Origin of the sequence: Paractinoplanes durhamensis, from assembly GCF_016862175.1 — a bacterium.
Lineage (GTDB): Bacteria > Actinomycetota > Actinomycetes > Mycobacteriales > Micromonosporaceae > Actinoplanes > Actinoplanes durhamensis.
Genome location: NZ_BOML01000005.1, coordinates 83,689 through 100,641 on the forward strand (window position 1 = coordinate 83,689; position 16,953 = coordinate 100,641).

Here is a 16,953-nt window from a genome sequence, read left to right on the forward strand (position 1 = left end):
AGGTCGGGGCGAAATAGGTAAAATCCCCCATCGTGAACCGCAACGCGCTCGTGGCCGTCGTCCGGCAGGAATTGGCCGAGGCGCGCGGGGCGGCCCGGGCAGTGCTGGCCGCGGCCGAATCGGCGCGCGGCGAGGCCCTGGACCGGCGCCGGCTGGTGCGGGACGCGTACGCCACCTGCCTGCATCAGCTGGCCGAGGCCCGCGACACCTCCCGCCGCGACATCCAGCGCCGCTATCAGTACGAGACCGCCAAACTGACCGGCAACGTACGCCGCCTGGCCGCGCTGAGCGCCACCGGCGCGTCCGGCGCTCCCTGGCGGCTCTGGGCCCCCAGCGAGCCCGAACGCGGCAGCAGTCCGGGTCTGCTGCGGGTCGGCACCCTCACGCTCGACGAGTCCGCCCCGCTGCTCGCGTTGATCCCGCTGCTCGACGCCGCCCACCTCGACCTGACCGGGCCGACCGGCACCGTCGACGGCATCATCACCGGCCTGCTGCTGCGCGCCCTCGGCAGCACCAAGCCCGGCGACGTCCAGCTCACCGTCTACGACCCGGAGGCGCTCGGCGGCACCCTCGCCGCATTCGCCCCGCTCGGCATCTCGTTCGTCGGGCCGGGCGGGCTCGGCCCGATGCTCGACGAGGTGGTCGAGCACATCTGCCGGGTGAACGAGACGGTCGGCCACCGGACCGACCCGTGGCGGGTCGTCGTGCTGCTCGCCGACGTCGACGACCTGTCCCCCGCGCACCGGGCCCAGCTCGACCGGATCGCCCGCACCGGGGTGGCCTGCGGCGTCCACCTGATCGCCCGCGGGCTGCCGCTGGCCGACCACCCGACCGTGGTGCGGCTGCGCGCGACCGAGGAGCAGATCGCCACCTGCGACGCCACCGGCGAACTGGAGATCCGGCTCGACCCGCCGCCGCCGGCCGAGCGGGTCACCGCGTTCTGCCTGGCCACCGCCGAGCGGATGCGGGCCGGGCCGCCGCCGGCCCGGCTCGCCGACCTGGAACCCCCGACGCTCTGGGCCGAGTCGTCGACGCACGGCCTGCTGGCGCCGATCGGGGACAGCACCGACGGCAGCCTCATCGACGTGCCGCTCGGCGACGACCCGCCGCACGCGCTGATCGGCGGCCCGTCCGGCTCCGGCAAGACCAACCTGATCTACTCCTGGCTGGCCGCGCTCGCCACCCGCTACGGCCCGGCCGAACTCGCGCTCTACCTGCTCGACTTCAAGGAGGGCGTGTCGTTCGCCCGGTTCGTGCCGGGGCCGCGCGACCCGAGCTGGCTGCCGCAGGTGCGGCTGGCCGGGATCAACGTGAACGGCGACCGGGAGTTCGGCCTGGCCATGCTGCGGCACCTCGCCGAGGAGCTGCGCACCCGGGCCCAGGCGGCCAAGCGGCACGACGCCACCAAGCTGTCCGAGCTGCGGGCCGAGGACCCGGCCGGCACGTGGCCGCGGATAGTCGCCGTCATCGACGAGTTCCAGGTGCTGCTCGGCGGCCGGGACGCGGTCGCCGACGAGGCCGTCACGCTGCTGGAGGACCTGGCCCGGCGCGGCCGCTCGCAGGGCATCCATCTGATCCTCGCCTCGCAGGACGTCTCCGGCATCGAGGCGCTGTGGGGCCGGTCCGGGCTGGTCGGCCAGTTCACCCTCCGGATCGCGCTGCCCAAGGCCCGCCGGATCCTCGCCGACAACAACCTGGCCGCTGCGGTGATCCCCCGGCACCACGCGGTGGTCAACACCGAGTCCGGCACGGCCGGGGCCAACCTCGTCGTCCGGCTGCCGGACGCCGGCGACCGGCTGGTCTGGCGCACCCTGCAGCGCCGGCTGTGGCGGATGCGGCCGGACGGCTGCGAGGAACCGCGGCTCTTCGACGGCGACGCCGTACCCCGCCTGCCGGCCGCCTACCGCCCGGCCGGACCGGTCCCGGATGCCGACACCCCGGTGGGTTCCTCCCCCGGCGCCGTGCTCGGCGAGCGCATCGACGTGGCCGCCCGGCCCGCCCGGCTGCGACTCGGCCGGATGCCCGGCCGGAACCTGGCCGTCCTCGGCACCCGCACCGACGAGGCCTGCGACGTGCTCGCCGCCGCCGCACTGTCGCTGGCCGCGCAGGGACCGGCCCACTTCAGCGTGGTCTGCCTCGACCCCGACGCCGGGCGGGCCGCGGCCCGGTTGGTCGCCGAGCTGCCCTCCGCCGACTGGCACGACGACCTGGCCGACCTGCCGGTGCTGGACATCCCGCACTACGTCCTCGGTTACGCGCTCGACGCCGGCACCGACCACGCCGCGCTGCGCCGGCTGGTCACCGACGGGCCGGAGAACCGCACCCACGTGCTCGGCTGGTGGCGCTCGGTGGCCCGGCTGCGGGACAGCCTCGGTGGCCCGGCCGCCCGGCTCGACCCGATCGGCGCATGGGTGGCCCTCGACGTGCAGGGCGCCGACCTGACTCCGCTCTATCCCCAGCCGGGCGGCCCCGCCTGGTATCCGCGCACCCGCCGGGCGCTGTTCTTCGACCGCGCGGTGCACCGGACCCCCGAAGTGATCATCCCGTACGAGGTGAACAGTGACCACACGTGATCGCCAGCCGATCGGCCGCGACTACCAGCTGATGGTGAGCGCGCTGGCCGAGGCGACCCGGCGCCGCGAGGCCGAGATGGGCGGCGCCGAACAGGCCTATCAGGACAGTGCCGCGCAGGCCGCCGGCGAACTCGCCCGGGCGGAGGGGGACGCGCTGTCCGCGGACCGCTGGGCGGGTGCGGCGGCGGCCCAGGTCCTCGACGTGGACCGGGAGGCGGCCCGGCTCTGGGATCAGCTGCGCCGGGCTCGCGGCATCGGGGTGCGGGCACTGGGCGAGGTGCCGGAGCCGGTTCCGGTGGAGGCGATGCCGCGGGTCGCGCTGCCCCGCAACCCGCTGGACGCCGCGGATCTGTCCGAGGTCGGGGTGCCGGGCGGGCCGGAGGCGCCGCGGGTGCTGCTGGCCCGGGTGGCCGAGCGGATCGACGTGACCGTCCGTCCGGCCGGCCGGCGAGCGCTGCCGCGCTGGGCGCTGCCGCTGCTGCCGCTGGTGGGCGCGCTTATCGCGACGCTGGCGGGCCTGGTGGCCTCCGGCCTGGTGACGATCGGGGGTACGGGTGTGTGGGGCGGCCCGGTGCTGCGCGCGCTCGGGTGGATCACGTTCCTGGTGGCGCCCTCGGCCGGGGTTCCGGTGGCGGCGGTGGTCGCGCACCGGCGGCTGCAGGCCCGGCTCGACATCGGCGGCGTGGGCCTGACCCTGCTCGGCGGGATGATCGCGGCGACCCTGCTGTCCCTGGCGTTCGCGGCGACCCACTAGACCGCCGCGGCCGCCGTCTCCTGGTAGGCAAGGCTCAGCACGGCGTGCGCGACCAGGAGCGCGTGCGCCTTCGTCTCGTACGGGCCGACGTGCAGCTCGACCGCGTGGCTGCCGAAGAGCGCCCGGACCGTCCACGCGTGCGGGTGGCGGTCGTCCTCCCGGCTGTGGTTGACGATCACCTGGGTGGCGGCACGGACGTTCACCGCCGACCACTTCTCGTCGGCCGTCGGCCAGGCGCGGAACCAGCCGGGCGCCACCGAGAGCGCCTCCTTGCTCGCCTCGGCGAGCGCCCACTGCATCTGTTCCGGGTCCATCCCGTCACCTCTTGTCCGATTCCCCACGAAAAATCGTGACAAGACGGTACCGCGCCGACGGCCGCCTTCGCGAGTCGGTCAGTACGTGTAGAAACCCTTACCGGTCTTTCGCCCCAGATCGCCGGCCTGGACCATGCGCTGCAGCAGCTCCGGCGGGAAGAACTTCTCGTCCGCGGTGTCCCGGTAGATGTTGCCGGCCGCGTTCAGCATCACGTCGAGGCCGGTCAGGTCGATGGTGGCGAGCGGGCCCATGGCGTGCCCGAAGCCGAGCTTCATCACCGTGTCCAGGTCGGCGGCCGAGACCACGCCCGACTCGACCAGCTTGATCGCCTCGACCAGCAGGGCGGAGAAGAGCCGGTTGGAGACGAAGCCGGCCACGTCCCGCTTGACCTCGACGCAGGTCTTGCCGACCTCCTCGGCGAAGTTGCGGGCACTGGCGAGCGTGTCGTCCGAGGTCTGGTAGCCGCGGACCAGCTCGACCAGCTTCATCATCGGGACCGGCGAGAAGAAGTGGATGCCGACGACCGACTCGGGCCGCGCGGTGACCGTGGCGATCTGGGTGATCGGGATCGCCGACGTGTTGGTGCCGAGCACCGCGCCGGGCTTGCAGATCTTGTCGAGGGCCCGGAAGACCTCGTGCTTGGCCTCGACCTTCTCGTAGATCGCCTCGACCACCACGTCGGCGTCGGCGGCGGCCTCCAGCTCGGTGGTGGGAGTGATCCGGGCCAGGGTCGCTTCCGCGTCCTCCCGGGTGATCCGCTCCTTCTTGACGAAGCGATCCAGCGACTCCCGGATGGCCGCCATGCCCCGGTCGGTCGCGGCGTCATCGACGTCCCGCATGGTGACCTGCCAGCCGGCCTGCGCCGAGACCTGCGCGATGCCGGAGCCCATCAGCCCGGAGCCGATGACCGCGAGTCGACCCGCCATGTGTTTCTCCCTCCACCGAACCGCCACTTTCGAGGCCCACCCTACCGTTGCTACTGAACGGAAACTTAGGCGAGCCCGCCTGCTCGATCGGGTCAAATCACCGGAAAGCGGAGCGCAACGGTGCGAGACTGTGCCCATGGCGTCGGGCAGCGGCTGGTACCTCATCGGGCCACTCATCGCCGTTGCTCTCGTGGGCTTCCTCGGCGCCGTCTTCTGGCGGATGGGCCTGCACTGGACGTTCGCCGGCGAGGACGGCGTCGACCGCTACGCGGACGGCCTGGCCATCTTCGACGCGGACGACTACGGCCTGCTCTCCCCGGCCGCGGTCACCGACGACGCGGACCTGGCCGACGAGATCCAGCGACTGCTCGGCGACGCCGGCATCCGCGCCACCCAGGCGGTCGACCGCGAGGGCCACATGGCCGTGCTGGTCTTCGTGGAAGAGGTCGAGGAGGCCCGCCGACTGGTCGGCGGGTCACCCGCGTTGTAGGAACTCAGAAGTCGTAGGTCGGCTCGGGCACGTCCGCCCGCTCCACCTCGACGCCGAGCTTGGCCAGGTCGGAGACGAAGTCCGGGTAGCCGCGGTCGATGTGGTGCACCTCGCCGACCTCGGTCACCCCGTCCGCGCACAGCCCGGCGATGACCAGCCCGGCCCCGGCCCGGATGTCGGTGGCCCGCACCGGCGCCCCGGAGAGCCGCTCCCGCCCGTTCACCACCGCGTGGTGGCCGTCGGTGCGGATGTCGGCACCGAGCCGGACCATCTCGTTCACGAACATGAAGCGGCCGTCGAAGATGTTCTCGGTGATCAGCGACGACCCCTCGGCCACCGCCGCCAGCCCGATCGCCATCGGCAGCAGGTCGGTGGCGAAGCCCGGATAGGGCAGCGTCACGATGTCGACCGCACGGGGGCGCTGCTCCATGCGTACCCGAAACTTGTTGTCCCCGGGGGTGACCGTCGCACCCGCCGTGACCAGCTTGTCCAGCGCGATGTCCAGGTATTCCGGCCGAACCCCCTGCACCGTGACGTCGCCGCGGGTCATCGCGGCGGCGAAGGCCCAGGTGCCGCCGACGATGCGATCGCCGACCGTGGTGTGGGTTACCGGTGCCAGCTCCGGCACGCCCTCGACGGTCAGCGTCGACGTGCCGGCGCCGTCGATCCGGGCGCCCATCGCGGTGAGCATGTCGCAGATGTCGACGATCTCCGGCTCGCGGGCCGCGTTGTCGATCTCGGTGACGCCCTTGGCCAGGACCGCCGCCATCAGCAAGTTCTCGGTGGCGCCCACGCTCGGGAAGTCCAGCCAGATCTTGCTGCCGCGCAGGCCGCCCGGAGCCGACGCGATGACGAAGCCGTGCTCGCCGGAGATCTCGGCGCCCATCCGGGTCAGGCCGGAGAAGTGCATGTCGAGGCCGCGGGAGCCGATCATGTCGCCGCCGGGGAGGGCGACCCGCACGTAGCCGCGGCGGGCCAGCAGCGGGCCCAGCACGCAGATCGACGCGCGCAGTCGCCGGACCAGGTCGTAGTCGGCCTCGCTGCCCGGCTCGGCGGGCACGTCGATGATCGCCCGGCCACCGTCCAGGGTGACCTGACAGCCCAGCCGGCGCAGCACCTCGGCCATGATCGCGATGTCGGTGATCCGGGGTACGTTCTCCACCACGCTGCGGCCCTCGGCCAGCAGCGCGACGGCCATCAGCTTGAGCGCCGAGTTCTTCGCGCCACCGACATGTACGTCACCGGTGAGTTGCGCGCCGCCCTTAACCCTGATCACATCCACGCGGGCCATGGTATGGGCCGCCGCCTACCGCCGCGTCCGTAGGGTGTCCCTATGGCCGTACACCTCACCCGTATCTACACCCGCACCGGCGACGCCGGCGAGACCCGCCTGGGCAACAACGAGGTCGTCGCGAAGACCGATCCGCGCATCGTGGCGTACGCGGACACCGATGAGTGCAACGCCGCGCTGGGGGTGGCGCTGGCCCTCGGTGACCTGCCCGAAGACGTCCGGACGGTGCTCACCGCCGTGCAGAACGATCTCTTCGACGTCGGCGCCGACCTGTGCAACCCGCTCGCCGAGAACCCGCCCTACCCGCCGCTGCGGATCACCGAGGACTACGTGACCCGGCTCGAGGGCTGGTGCGACGAGTTCAACGAGCGGCTGGCGGCGCTCGACAGTTTCATCCTGCCGGGCGGAACCCCGGGGGCGGCGCTGCTGCACGTGGCGCGCACGGTGTCCCGGCGGGCCGAGCGGGCCGCCTGGTCGCTGATCGCCGACGATCCCGAGCGGACCAGCGAGCTGCCGGCCAAATACCTGAACCGCCTCTCCGACCTGCTCTTCATCCTGTCCCGGGTGGCCAACCCCGGCGGCGACGTGAAGTGGGTCCCGGGCGGGGCGAACTGATGCTGCACCATGTCGAGCTGTGGGTGCCGGACCTGGAGGGCTCGTCCGGGCCGTGGGGCTGGCTGCTGACCGAGCTGGGCTGGACGATCTTCCAGGACTGGCCGGGCGGCCGGTCCTGGAAGCACGGCGAGGTCTACCTGGTGCTGGAGCAGTCGCCGGCCCTCTCCGGCGACGTGCACGACCGGCTCGCGCCCGGCCTCAACCACGTCGCGTTCGCGGTGGGCAGCCAGGACGAGGTGGATCGACTGACCCGCGAGGCGCCGGAGCACGGCTGGTCGCTGCTCTTCGCCGATCGGCACCCGCACGCCGGCGGCCCCGAGTCCTATGCCGCCTATTTTGAGGACAACTGGGGTTACGAGGTAGAGCTGCAGGTCTAGTGCTCGATCGGCCGGGGCTGGATCGTGGGGCGGGGGCTGACACTGCCCGGCTGGCCGGGCGGTGCCGCCTCGAGCCAGGAACTGAAGCCGGTGACGGTGGATTCGGCCATCGCGATCTCGATCTGGCCGGCGTCGCCGTTGGAACAGCGCAGGACGATCCACTGCGCGGGCATCGTGAGCCGCTCCGGCCCCTCGGGCCGGCGGCGTTCCTCGACCACCAGGACCGTGCGGTCGAGCACCCGCTTAGGGCGGAACGCGAGGCTGAACATCCGGTGGAAGCGCAGCTCGTCGCCGACGAACTGACCGACGCCGGTGGACCAGCCGCGGCCGGGCATCATCGTCGAGACCCGGACCTGCAACCGAATGGTTCCGCCCCCGACCATGAACAGCCGGAGGCGGAAGAAGATCACGAACAGCAGCACGAAGAACGCGACGATGCAGATTCCGAGGACTTCCAGAATCCGCATCGCGGTGTCAGTGGGACTCGGGAGTGGCGGGGGTGGCGCTCTCGGCGAGGACGGTCACGCCGTCCGCGTCGATGGAGAGGAAGCCACCGCTCACGTCGTAGGTCAGCTGCTCGCCACCGGCGAGCTTGACCCGCACCTGCGAGGGCTCCTTCAGCAGGCCCAGGAGCGGCGAGTGGCCGGGCAGCACACCGATCTCACCCTCGGTGGTCCGGGCCACGAGCATCTCGGCCTCGCCGGACCAGATCCGCTCCTCGACGGCTACGACCTTGACGGGCAGCTGGTTGGCCACGCTGTCTCCCTGCCTGTGCTTGTACTACCGAATGGGTGAAGTCTAAACGCCGGGCTTGCGCTCGGTGATAGCGGGTGGCGACCGCCACACCCCTACGCTAGGTGTTCTTGTTGATGTACTCCGGGTGCGCGAACAGGAAGGTCGGCACCCGGTCCTCGCTGACCGCCCGGAAGAACTCGGCCGCGCTGTCGTCCAGCGCCTCGCCCTGATATTTCCCGTTCACGATCAACGACCGGCCGGGCAGCTTGATCGACGTCATGTCGTCGGAGCGGACGTTCTTCAGCGCGAACCCCCAGTCGACCACACCGTGGCCGTTGCCGTCGAAGATCAGCGCGTCCCCGGCCGCCTTGAGCACCTTGTCGAGCTTGGCCGGGTTGCTGATGACGTCCTTGCTGAGCGCCTGCGACGCCATCGCCTTGATGAACTGCTGCTGGTGCCGCTGCCGGTCGTAGTCGCTCTTCGGTAGGCCGTAGCGCTGCCGCACGTAGTCGAGTGCCTGCCAGCCCTGCAGGTGGTAGGTGCCCACCTTGTACTCCGCCTGCGGGCCGTAATAGGGGTGGTCGCAGGTGTTGTCGGCACACCGCGCGTACCGCGGGCGGGGCTTGCCGTTCGGCTGGAGGTGCTCCGACTTCACGTTCTGGTCGATCTTCATGGTGACGCCGTCCATGGCGTCCACGATCTTCTTGAAGCCGCCGAAGTTGATGATCGCGCCGGCGTCGAACTCCTTGATCCCGGTGAGCTGCTCGACCGTCTTGGCGAGCAGGTCGAAGCCCTGCACCGGGTCGTGCTTGCCGCCGCCGATCGCGCTGCCGTAGCCCATCGCCGCATTGATCTTCGACCGGCCGCCGCGGAACCCGGTCTTGTCGAACGACGGGATGTCGACCACCAGGTCGCGCGGGACGGAGAAGAGGAACGCCTGCTTCATGTCCGCCGGGATGTGCACCACGATGATCGAGTCGGAGAGCGGGGTCTGCGTGTCGGTCCGCGGGTCGATGCCGACGAGCAGGATGTTCTGCGCGCCCTTGATGTCGGAGACCTTCTCCTGGGTGCCGGTCGCGGTCTCGTTGCCGAACAGGTCCTTGGTCTCGACCGCGCCCGCGTAGCGTGCGAGCACGACCTGGCCGGTGACGAGGGCGCCGCCACTGAGGACCATCAGGACGCAGCCGAAGATCGCGCACAGCCGGGCCCACATCGGCGCGCGGCGGTTGCCGGATTTGGCCACATCGACTCCCCACGTTCAACAGGCGGCAGAGCCAGACTACCCAGGCCGCGAAAGCCCTAACGGCGCTGGAACAGCCGGGGAAACGCGTGAACCGCGCCCACCGAGCGGTGGACGCGGCTCACGTGAAGCTGCGGGCAATCAGCCCTTCATCAGCTCGTGCGCGTTCTTCTCGAGGTCCTCGAGGCCACCGCACATGAAGAAGGCCTGCTCGGGGAAGTGGTCGTACTCGCCCTCGCTGATCTTCTTGAACGCCTCGATGGTCTCCTTCAGCGGGACCGTCGAGCCGGGAACGCCGGTGAACTGCTCGGCGGCGTACGTGTTCTGCGAGAGGAAGCGCTCGATGCGGCGAGCCCGCTGCACCGTGACCTTGTCCTCTTCGGAGAGCTCGTCCATACCGAGGATGGCGATGATGTCCTGCAGGTCCTTGTACTTCTGCAGGATGCGCTGCACCTCACGGGCGACCGTGTAGTGCTCGGCGCCCACGTACTCCGGCGCCAGGATCCGCGAGCTGGAGGCCAGCGGGTCCACGGCGGGGTAGATGCCCTTGTCCGAGATCGACCGCTCGAGGTTGGTCGTCGCGTCCAGGTGGGCGAACGTGGTGGCCGGCGCCGGGTCGGTGTAGTCGTCGGCGGGCACGTAGATCGCCTGCAGCGAGGTGATCGCCTTGCCCCGGACCGAGGTGATCCGCTCCTGCAGCTCGCCCATCTCGTCGGCCAGCGTGGGCTGGTAACCCACGGCCGACGGCATGCGGCCGAGCAGCGTGGAGACCTCGGAACCGGCCTGGGTGAACCGGAAGATGTTGTCGATGAAGAGCAGCACCTCCTGGTTCTGGACGTCCCGGAAGTACTCCGCCATGGTCAGCGCGGACAGGGCGACCCGGAGACGGGTGCCCGGCGGCTCGTCCATCTGGCCGAAGACGAGGGCGGTCTTGTCGAGAACGCCACCCTCCTCCATCTCCAGGATGAGGTCGTTGCCCTCGCGGGTGCGCTCACCCACGCCGGCGAACACCGAGGTACCACCGAAGTTACGGGCAACGCGGATGATCATCTCCTGGATGAGCACCGTCTTGCCCACGCCGGCACCGCCGAACAGGCCGATCTTCCCACCACGCACGTACGGCGCGAGCAGGTCGAGCACCTTGATGCCGGTCTCCAGCATCTCGGTCTTCGGCTCGAGGTCGGCGAACGCCGGCGGCTTGCGGTGGATCGACCAGCGCTCCTGGATGTCCAGGGTCGACGGGTCGGCGTTCAGTACCTCGCCGAGGGCGTTGAACACGTGGCCCTTGGTCACGTCGCCGACGGGCACCGAGATCGGCGCGCCGGTGTCGGTGACCTCGGCGCCCCGGACCAGGCCGTCGGTCGGCTGCATCGAGATGCCGCGGATCACGTTGTTACCCAGGTGCTGGGCAACCTCGAGGGTCAGCGTCTTGGTGCCCTCGGAAAGGGTCACCGACACGTGCAGCGCGTTGTAGATGTCGGGCATCGCGTCACGGGGGAACTCGGCGTCGACGACCGGGCCGATGACCCGGACGACACGGCCGACGCCGGTCTCCGCCTTGGTGGGCTCAGCAACAGCAGTCATCACACATCACTTCCCGCCGCGGCCAGCGCGTTGGCGCCGCCGACGATCTCACTGATTTCCTGGGTGATCGCAGCCTGCCGCGCGGAGTTCATCTCGCGCGTGTACCGCTTGAGCAGGTCGTCCGCGTTGTCCGACGCGCTCTTCATCGCCCGCCGGCGCGATGCCGACTCACTGGCCGCCGAGGACAGCAACGCCGCGTAGATCCGCGTGTTGAGGTACTTCGGCAGCAGTGCGTCGAGCAGCTCGTCGGCGTCCGGCTCGAACTCGTACGCCGGGCGGAGTCCTTCGACCTCGCGCTCCTCGACCTGCATCGGGGCCAGGAAGTGCGCCTCGGCGCTCTGGGTCATGAGCGACTTGAACTGGGTGCTGACGATGTGCAGCTCGTCGACGCCCTGAATACCGTCCGGGCCGTAGTGCGCGTCGGTGTCGTTCGCGCCGGCGATGAACGCTTCCAGCAGGGCGTCACCGATCTTCTTCGCGTCCGTGAACGACGGACGCTCGGAGAACCCGGTCCAGCTGGCCTCGACCGGCCGGTTACGGAACCGGTAGTAGCCGACGCCCTTGCGCCCGACCACGTACAGCACCGCTTCCTTGCCGTCCGCCTTGAGCCGCTGGATCAGCTGCTCGGCGGTGCGGATGGCGTTGGCGTTGTAGGCGCCGGCCAGGCCGCGGTCGCTGGTGATCAGCAGGACGCCCGCGCGCCGGACCCGCTCACGCGGGACCAGCAGCGGGTTGTCGATGGACGCGTTCGACGCCAGTGCGGTCAGGACCTCGGTGATCGCCTCCGCGTAGGGCTTGGAGGCAGCCACCCGCTCCTGGGCCTTGGCGATCCGGCTGGTGGCGACCAGCTCCTGCGCCTTGGCGATCTTCTTGGTCGACCGGACGGTGCGGATGCGCCGCCGGAGGGCCTGTACCTGACCGGCCATGTCTAGCTCTCGTCCGAAGCCGGGACCTCGCGAGTAACCGTCTCGCGGGTCTCGCGACCGTCGGCCAGCGCAGCGACCTCCGGCTCGTTGAGCTTGATGCCGGTGTCGCCCTGCTTGAAGAGCTCCTTGAACTCGTCCAGGCCGGACTTCAGGCTCTCCAGGTTGTCGTCGCTCAGCAGGTTCGACGACTCGATCGCGGTGTAGGTGTCGCTGCGGTGGCGCTTGAGCCACTGCAGCATCTCGCCCTCGAAGCGACGCACGTCGCCGACCGCGATGTCGTCGAGCTGGCCGGTCGTACCCGCCCAGATCACGATGACCTCGTCGACCACCGAGTACGGCGAATACTGCGGCTGCTTGAGCAGCTCGACCAGGCGGACGCCCTTCTCCAACTGCGCCCGCGACGCGCGGTCCAGGTCGGAGGCGAAGGCCGAGAACGCCTCCAGCTCACGGAACTGGGCCAGGTCGAGGCGGAGCCGGCCGGAGACCGAGCGCATGGCCTTGACCTGCGCCGAACCGCCGACCCGGGACACCGAGGTGCCGACGTTGATCGCCGGGCGGACACCCGAGGCGAACAGGTCGGACTCCAGGAAGATCTGGCCGTCGGTGATCGAGATGACGTTGGTCGGGATGTAGGCCGAGATGTCGTTGGCCTTGGTCTCGATGATCGGCAGACCCGTCATCGAACCGCCACCCAGCTCGTTGGAGAGCTTGGCGCAACGCTCCAGCAGGCGGGAGTGCAGGTAGAAGACGTCGCCCGGGTAGGCCTCACGGCCCGGCGGGCGGCGCAGCAGCAGCGACACCGCGCGGTACGCCTCGGCCTGCTTGGTCAGGTCGTCGAAGACGATCAGGACGTGCTTGCCGGCGTACATCCAGTGCTGGCCGATGGCCGAACCGGTGTACGGCGCGATGTACTTGAAGCCGGCCGGGTCGGAGGCGGGAGCCGCGACGATCGTCGTGTACTCCAGCGCGCCCTGCTCCTCGAGGGTGCCCCGGATGGAGGCGATGGTGGTCGCCTTCTGGCCGATCGCCACGTAGATGCAGCGGACCTGCTTCTCCGGGTCGCCGGAAGCCCAGTTGGCCTTCTGGTTGATGATCGTGTCGATCGCGACCGTGGTCTTACCGGTCTTGCGGTCGCCGATGATCAGCTGACGCTGGCCACGGCCGATCGGCGTCATGGCGTCGATCGCCTTGATGCCGGTCTGCAGCGGCTGCTTCACCGGCTGCCGGGCCATGACGTTCGGCGCCTGCAGCTCGAGCTCGCGGAAGCCCTCGTTGGCGATCTCGCCACGGTCGTCGATCGGCCGGCCCAGCGGGTCGACCACGCGACCGAGGAAGGCGTCGCCGACCGGCACCGAGAGAACGCGGCCGGTCCGCTTGACCTGGCCGCCCTCCTCGATCCCGGTGAAGTCGCCGAGGATGACGGCGCCGATCTCACGGACGTCGAGGTTCAGGGCGACACCCAGCGTGCCGCCCGCGAATTCCAGCAGTTCGTTCGCCATGGTCGAGGGCAGACCCTCGACGTGCGCGATCCCGTCGCCCGCATCGGAGACGATGCCGACCTCCTCGCGGGATACGTCGGGCGTGTAGGACGAGACGTAGCGCTCTAGCGCCCCCCGGATCTCGTCCGAGGAGATGGTCAGCTCGGCCATCCTCTGCCTTCTCTGTCTAGCTCGGGACGTCGCCGCCACCGAGGGGCCTGCTCGATCTCAGCGTCACCGCGGACCGAGGGGATCTAAAACTATTTAGCGAACGCCTGCCGGGCCGCGTTGAGCCGCCGCAGGATCGTTCCGTCGTAGAGATCGGCGCCGACCTGGACGCTGACCCCACCGATGATCGACGGATCAACATCGACCTTCAGCGAGACCGGCCGTCCGTAGAGCTCGGCCAGCTTGGCGGCGAGCGCCTGCTCGTCGGCATCGGTGAGCGGCTTGGCCACCGTCACGTAGGCGACCTCGCGGTCGCGCTTCGCGGCGGTCAGCTCGATCAGCCGGGTCAGCGAGGAATCGAAGCCCCGGCCACCGAAACCCTCGAGAGCAACCTCGACGAGCCGCACCGTCGCCGACTGGGCCTTGTCCTTCAGCAAGTCCGCCACGAGCTTAACCCGGCGCCCGGTCGGCGCACCTGGGTCACTCAGCGTGACGGCCAGCTCGGCGCTGCCGCCGACGATCTGCCCGAAGCGGAACAGCTCGTCCTCGACCTCGGCGAGGCTGCCGGCCTTCTCCGCGGACCGGAGAACGACCTCGACGCCGAGGCGCTCGGTCGCGTCCAGCAGCTCGGACGGCCGGGAGAACCGGCCCCCGACCAGCTCGGTCAGGGTGATGACGGTGACCTCGGCCAGCTTGCCGGCCAGCAGCGAGCGGAGCAGTTCGCCCCGCTCCGTGCCGGACCGCGAGAAGTCGGTCAGCGCCCGGCGCAGCCGGGGCTGGGCCCGCAGCAGGCCGGCCACCGAGAGGATCTCGTCGGCGACCGTGGCCAGCTGCGCGGCCGTTGCCGTGCCGGTCTCGGACTCGAGCTTCGCCACGGCCTTGTGGTAGGCCTGCTGACTTCCGCTCGATGCCATCAGCGCCGCCCGCCGGTCGTGCCGGCCGAGTCGAGCTCGGCGATGAACCGCTCGACGGTGCCACGGCTGCGCGCCTCGTCGGCGAGAGACTCCCCGACGATCTTGCCAGCCAGGTCGACCGCCAGCGTGCCCACCTCGGACCGCAGCTCACGCACGATGCTTTCGCGCTGCGCGGCGAGCTGTTCCTGCCCGGCCGCGATGATGCGGTCGGACTCCTCCCGAGCCTTGGCCAGGACGTCCTGCCGGATGCCCTCGGCGTCGGCCCGGGCCTCGTCGCGGATGCGAGCGGCTTCGGTACGGGCTTCGGCGAGCTGCGCACGGTACTGCTCGAGCAGCTGATTGGCCTCGGCCTGAGCGGCCTCGGCGCGCTTGATGCCGCCCTCGATCGCGTCGACCCGCGCCGCGAAGGTCTTCTCCATCTGCGGGAAGACGAACTTCATCAGCACGAAGCAGAGGATCCCGAAGGCGATGAGTCCGAGAACGATCTCCTGCCAGAGCGGGACGATCGGGTTGTGCTCGACTTCAGCGGCTTCGGCTAGAACCGTCACGGTGGAAGTGATGATCATGAGACCTCCCAACGAGGCTGACGGGACGGCTTACTTGAAGACGAAGCCGAACGCGATGCCGAGCAGCGCAAGCGCCTCGATGACGGCGAAGCCGATCCAGACGTACGGCAGGGTCAGGCGCGACGACTCCGGCTGGCGGGCCGTCGACTGGATGTAGGCCGAGAAGACCAGGCCAACACCGATGCCGGGGCCGATAGCAGCAAGGCCGTAGCCGATGGCGGAAAGACTGCCGTTGACAGCGGCGATGTCCATTGAAATTCCTCCTGGTATCTCGCGTGGCGATCACGCGGGACGACAAAACAGGGTGTTTCTGAAACCTCTCAGTGCTCGTCGGCGAGCGCGCCCTGGACGTAGCTCGCGGTGAGCACCGTGAAGACGTAAGCCTGGAGAGCGATCACCAGGAACTCGAGGAACGTGAGGGCGATCGTCAGCACCCACGAGACGAGCGAGAACGGAACGAACCAGGCGTTGGCGCTGATCATCGCGAATCCGCCGAGCGTGAACACCAGCAGCAGTACGTGGCCGGCGAACATGTTGGCGAAAAGACGGACGGCGAGCGAGAACGGCCGGATCAGGAAGTTCGAGAAGAACTCGATCGGCACCAGCAGCGGCAGGATGAACCACGGCGCGGGCGGCACGAGGGCCGTCTTGATGTACTTCGCGAAACCGTGGTGCCGGATGCCGACGTAGATGAACATGATGTAACTGATCGCCGCGAGGACCGCCGGGAAGGCGATGTGCGAGTTCGGCGAGATCTGCGCCAGCGGGACGATTCCCCAGAGGTTGTTCAGGAAGATGAAACAGAACAACGTCGTCAGGTATGGCGCGAATGCGACGCCGCGCGGACCGATCATCTCGACCGAGATGTTGTTCCGCACGAAGCCGTAGATGCTTTCCGCGAGCCACTGCTTCTTGGTCGGCACCAGCTGAGGCTTCCGGTATGCCGCCAGGAAGAAAATGATCAGGATGGCGACCGTCAGCCAAACCAGAAAGGTGACTTTGGTGAACCAGTAGTTGTTGTGCTCGCCCCACGGCAGGATGCTGGGCAGGTAGAAGTCCTCGACGCTCGGCGGGAACGGAACATCCGCTGCGAGGACGATCGACTGACCGGTCACCGTAGCCCTTTCCTGTCAGGCGCCAAGACGGCGCACGATGAGGTAGATACCGGCGCCGGTACCGACAACCGCGCCAATTCCGGCGAAGATGCCGGTGGTACCGACCCAGTGGTCAACCAGCCAACCGATCCCACCCCACACCAACATGCCCGCAATGAGGTACGAAAGAGCGGTCATGCCCATTCCCATATCTGGGGTAGGCGGACCGTCTCCCTCGGGAGGTTTCTTGGGGGGTTCCTGACCGGCCATGACGGCCCGAACGATATCAGGAGGTAACACGAGGCTAAGCGGGACCCCCCGCACAACCGAGGTTGTCCAGGCGTCAGGGGTCACGCAACTGGAACAACACGGTACTCCCCCCTCGCCATAACCGGACACGCCACCTGCGCCAACGTCACCGTTTCGTGGTCAACAAACCATGATCGGGGCATTCGCCGAGGTAAAACGGGGTGCGATAGATCACTTCGGGGGACGGATCTTGGTGAACCACCACACCTGCACGGCCGTCCACACCATTACCCCGGCCACGATTCCCATGCCCAGGGCCGTCTTACCCGACCAGTCGGTGGAAACGCCGTAGGCCAGCACCACGCCGAGGGCGCCGTACTTCAGCACGTAGGTGAACAGCGCGAGCGGCATGAGCAGGGCCGGCCGCACGGTGTCCGCCCATGCGATCACCAGCGTGGACATCGTGTAACTCACCGTCACGATCAGCACGCCGAGCGCCGCACCCAGCGCCGACGCGCCCCCGCCGGCGACGTATCCGGCCGATGCGGCACACAGGATCAGCGCCGCCGACACCGCGCTCAGGAACGGCAGGTGCGCCACCTTCCAGCGCGGATCGGCCGGTAACGGCGGGAGATCCGGCAACGGCCGATCATCATCA

20 protein-coding genes are annotated in these 16,953 nt (G+C 69.6%); 5 read left to right on the top strand and 15 right to left on the bottom strand.

The genetic code is table 11. The annotated features are described in order from the left end of the window. Positions 1 to 29 precede the first annotated feature (29 nt). The gene (locus Adu01nite_RS02280) at positions 30 to 2,573 is read left to right on the top strand and encodes an FtsK/SpoIIIE domain-containing protein (RefSeq protein WP_203724640.1); all 2,544 of its coding nucleotides are present in this window, start codon (positions 30 to 32) and stop codon (positions 2,571 to 2,573) included. Then, positions 2,560 to 3,327, top strand: coding sequence for a hypothetical protein (locus Adu01nite_RS02285; protein WP_203724519.1), 768 nt, complete (start codon positions 2,560 to 2,562; stop codon positions 3,325 to 3,327). The genes Adu01nite_RS02280 and Adu01nite_RS02285 overlap by 14 nt, the downstream gene beginning before the upstream one ends. On the opposite strand, the gene Adu01nite_RS02290 is transcribed toward Adu01nite_RS02285, so the two are convergent. Next, complete coding sequence (locus Adu01nite_RS02290) at positions 3,324 to 3,641, bottom strand: hypothetical protein (RefSeq protein WP_203724520.1); 318 nt, start codon at positions 3,639 to 3,641, stop codon at positions 3,324 to 3,326. The genes Adu01nite_RS02285 and Adu01nite_RS02290 overlap by 4 nt on opposite strands. A gap of 78 nt (positions 3,642 to 3,719) precedes the next feature. Then, positions 3,720 to 4,568, bottom strand: coding sequence for a 3-hydroxyacyl-CoA dehydrogenase family protein (locus Adu01nite_RS02295; RefSeq protein WP_203724521.1), 849 nt, complete (start codon positions 4,566 to 4,568; stop codon positions 3,720 to 3,722). Between the two features lie 136 nt (positions 4,569 to 4,704). Between Adu01nite_RS02295 and Adu01nite_RS02300 the strand changes: the two genes are divergently transcribed. Beyond that, on the top strand, positions 4,705 to 5,058 hold the full coding sequence (locus tag Adu01nite_RS02300; RefSeq protein ID WP_203724522.1) for a hypothetical protein: 354 nt from the start codon (positions 4,705 to 4,707) through the stop codon (positions 5,056 to 5,058). A gap of 4 nt (positions 5,059 to 5,062) precedes the next feature. Here Adu01nite_RS02300 and murA read toward each other — a convergent pair whose 3' ends face one another. Next, positions 5,063 to 6,349, bottom strand: a complete 1,287-nt coding sequence (gene murA, locus Adu01nite_RS02305; RefSeq protein WP_203724523.1) for a UDP-N-acetylglucosamine 1-carboxyvinyltransferase — start codon at positions 6,347 to 6,349, stop codon at positions 5,063 to 5,065. A gap of 42 nt (positions 6,350 to 6,391) precedes the next feature. On the opposite strand from murA, the gene Adu01nite_RS02310 reads away from it, so the two are divergent. Continuing rightward, positions 6,392 to 6,964: a cob(I)yrinic acid a,c-diamide adenosyltransferase gene (locus Adu01nite_RS02310; RefSeq protein WP_203724524.1), complete on the top strand. Its 573-nt coding sequence runs from the start codon at positions 6,392 to 6,394 to the stop codon at positions 6,962 to 6,964. Then, entirely contained in the window at positions 6,964 to 7,341 is a 378-nt protein-coding gene (locus Adu01nite_RS02315; RefSeq protein WP_203724525.1) for a VOC family protein, read from the top strand. Before Adu01nite_RS02310 ends, Adu01nite_RS02315 begins: the two co-directional genes overlap by 1 nt. Here Adu01nite_RS02315 and Adu01nite_RS02320 read toward each other — a convergent pair. The 12 genes from Adu01nite_RS02320 to Adu01nite_RS02375 all read right to left on the bottom strand — a co-directional run bounded on the left by Adu01nite_RS02320 (position 7,338) and on the right by Adu01nite_RS02375 (position 16,937). Beyond that, positions 7,338 to 7,808: a DUF2550 domain-containing protein gene (locus tag Adu01nite_RS02320; RefSeq protein ID WP_203724526.1), complete on the bottom strand. Its 471-nt coding sequence runs from the start codon at positions 7,806 to 7,808 to the stop codon at positions 7,338 to 7,340. The two genes, Adu01nite_RS02315 and Adu01nite_RS02320, sit on opposite strands and share 4 nt — an antisense overlap. 7 nt (positions 7,809 to 7,815) lie before the next feature. Next, entirely contained in the window at positions 7,816 to 8,097 is a 282-nt protein-coding gene (locus Adu01nite_RS02325; protein WP_184955250.1) for a F0F1 ATP synthase subunit epsilon, read from the bottom strand. Positions 8,098 to 8,194: 97 nt separating this feature from the next. Continuing rightward, on the bottom strand, positions 8,195 to 9,289 hold the full coding sequence (locus Adu01nite_RS02330; protein WP_203724641.1) for an LCP family protein: 1,095 nt from the start codon (positions 9,287 to 9,289) through the stop codon (positions 8,195 to 8,197). Between the two features lie 168 nt (positions 9,290 to 9,457). Continuing rightward, positions 9,458 to 10,900 carry a F0F1 ATP synthase subunit beta gene (gene atpD / locus Adu01nite_RS02335; protein WP_203724527.1) on the bottom strand — a complete coding sequence of 481 codons (1,443 nt, stop codon included), beginning with the start codon at positions 10,898 to 10,900 and terminating at the stop codon, positions 9,458 to 9,460. After that, entirely contained in the window at positions 10,900 to 11,826 is a 927-nt protein-coding gene (locus Adu01nite_RS02340; protein ID WP_203724528.1) for a F0F1 ATP synthase subunit gamma, read from the bottom strand. The genes atpD and Adu01nite_RS02340 overlap by 1 nt, the downstream gene beginning before the upstream one ends. A gap of 2 nt (positions 11,827 to 11,828) precedes the next feature. Next, positions 11,829 to 13,475 carry a F0F1 ATP synthase subunit alpha gene (gene atpA, locus Adu01nite_RS02345; RefSeq protein WP_203724529.1) on the bottom strand — a complete coding sequence of 549 codons (1,647 nt, stop codon included), beginning with the start codon at positions 13,473 to 13,475 and terminating at the stop codon, positions 11,829 to 11,831. An 89-nt stretch (positions 13,476 to 13,564) separates the two neighbouring features. Continuing rightward, positions 13,565 to 14,386 carry a F0F1 ATP synthase subunit delta gene (locus Adu01nite_RS02350; RefSeq protein WP_203724530.1) on the bottom strand — a complete coding sequence of 274 codons (822 nt, stop codon included), beginning with the start codon at positions 14,384 to 14,386 and terminating at the stop codon, positions 13,565 to 13,567. Then, positions 14,386 to 14,952, bottom strand: coding sequence for a F0F1 ATP synthase subunit B (locus tag Adu01nite_RS02355; protein WP_203724531.1), 567 nt, complete (start codon positions 14,950 to 14,952; stop codon positions 14,386 to 14,388). The genes Adu01nite_RS02350 and Adu01nite_RS02355 overlap by 1 nt, the downstream gene beginning before the upstream one ends. Before the next feature lie 30 nt (positions 14,953 to 14,982). Beyond that, complete coding sequence (locus Adu01nite_RS02360; protein WP_203724532.1) at positions 14,983 to 15,204, bottom strand: ATP synthase subunit C-like protein; 222 nt, start codon at positions 15,202 to 15,204, stop codon at positions 14,983 to 14,985. 68 nt (positions 15,205 to 15,272) lie between these two features. Next, positions 15,273 to 16,067 (bottom strand): F0F1 ATP synthase subunit A, encoded by a 795-nt coding sequence (gene atpB, locus Adu01nite_RS02365; RefSeq protein ID WP_203724533.1) that lies wholly within the window; start codon positions 16,065 to 16,067, stop codon positions 15,273 to 15,275. A 15-nt stretch (positions 16,068 to 16,082) separates the two neighbouring features. Further along, positions 16,083 to 16,244, bottom strand: a complete 162-nt coding sequence (locus Adu01nite_RS02370; protein ID WP_239132076.1) for an AtpZ/AtpI family protein — start codon at positions 16,242 to 16,244, stop codon at positions 16,083 to 16,085. 282 nt (positions 16,245 to 16,526) lie between these two features. Beyond that, positions 16,527 to 16,937: a hypothetical protein gene (locus tag Adu01nite_RS02375; protein WP_203724535.1), complete on the bottom strand. Its 411-nt coding sequence runs from the start codon at positions 16,935 to 16,937 to the stop codon at positions 16,527 to 16,529. Between the last annotated feature and the right edge of the window lie 16 nt (positions 16,938 to 16,953).